General features: G+C 72.5%; 1 protein-coding gene. It reads left to right on the forward strand.

Going from position 1 to position 1212, the window contains the following annotated elements; genetic code table 11:
* Positions 1–149: 149 nt before the first annotated feature.
* Entirely contained in the window at positions 150–1166 is a 1017-nt protein-coding gene (locus ACYVE9_RS27490; protein ID WP_461030598.1) for a rod shape-determining protein, read from the forward strand.
* The last annotated feature ends 46 nt before the right edge of the window (positions 1167–1212 follow it).

Below are 1212 nucleotides of genomic sequence, written 5' to 3' on the forward strand. Positions count from 1 at the left end.
CCGTGGCGGCCCGGCGCCGGGGGCGGTGTGGGACGGCGGCTTCCGGGGGGTGTGCTCGACGGTCCGCGCCGGGCGTCCGGCCTGCGGGGCTGGTTATGCTGCCGGGGAAGGGCATCTCCGACAAACTGATGAAAGCAGCAGGTCAGGGTATGGCCAGAAGCACGTCGTTCAGTTCCCGGGACATCGGAATAGATCTGGGCACCGCGAACACACTGGTGTACGCACGGGGTCGTGGCGTGGTGCTGAACGAACCCTCGGTGGTCGCGGTGGACTCCACCACCGGCAGGGTGCTCGCCGTCGGGCACGAGGCGAAGGAGGCCGTCGGCCGGACGCCGGGCTCCATCACCGCGCTGCGCCCGCTCAAGGGCGGTGTCATCTCGGACTTCGACGCCGCGGAGGGCATGCTGCGGCAGTTCATCCGCAAGGCCCGCCCGGGCCGCGGCCGGGCGCCGCGGGTCATCGTGTGCGTACCGAGCGGGGTGACGGGCGTGGAGCGGCGTGCGGTACTCCAGACGGCGGCCCGGGCGGGCGCCAAGTCGGTGCACCTGGTGGAGGAGCCGATGGCCGCGGCCATCGGGGCCGGCCTGCCGGTGCACGAGGCGCGCGGCTCGATGGTCGTGGACATCGGCGGCGGCTCCACCGAGATCGCCGTCATCTCCCTCGGTGGCGTGGTCACCGCCCGGTCCGTACGGGTGGCCGGCGACTCGCTGGACACCGCGATCGCCACCCACGTGGAGAAGGAGCACTCCATCTCGGTGGGCGAGCGCACGGCCGAGCACATCAAGATGGCCCTGGGCAAGACGGCGATCATTCCCGTCCGTGGCCGGGACCGGACGACCGGCCTGCCGGCGTTCGTCGAACTGAGCACCGACGCCGTGATGGAGGCCATCGACGCCCCCATGAAGACCATCGTCGACGCCGTCGCCGCCACCTTCGACGAGTGCCCGCCCGAGCTCTACGCCGACATCATGGAGCGCGGCATCGTGCTCACCGGTGGCGGCGCGCTGCTGCACGGCCTCGACGAGCGACTGGTCGAGGAGACCGGCATGCCCGTCATCGTCGCCGACGACCCGCTGGACTGCGTCGCACTCGGCACCGGCCGCTGCCTGGAGGAACTCGACCGGCTGGAGCGGCCGTTCAGCACCCGGGTCAACTCCGCCGCCTGACCCATCGACCCCGGCCCCGACCAGCCCCGGCCCCGGCGGTGCGCCG

It is taken from the genome of Streptomyces sparsus (genome assembly GCF_054776295.1).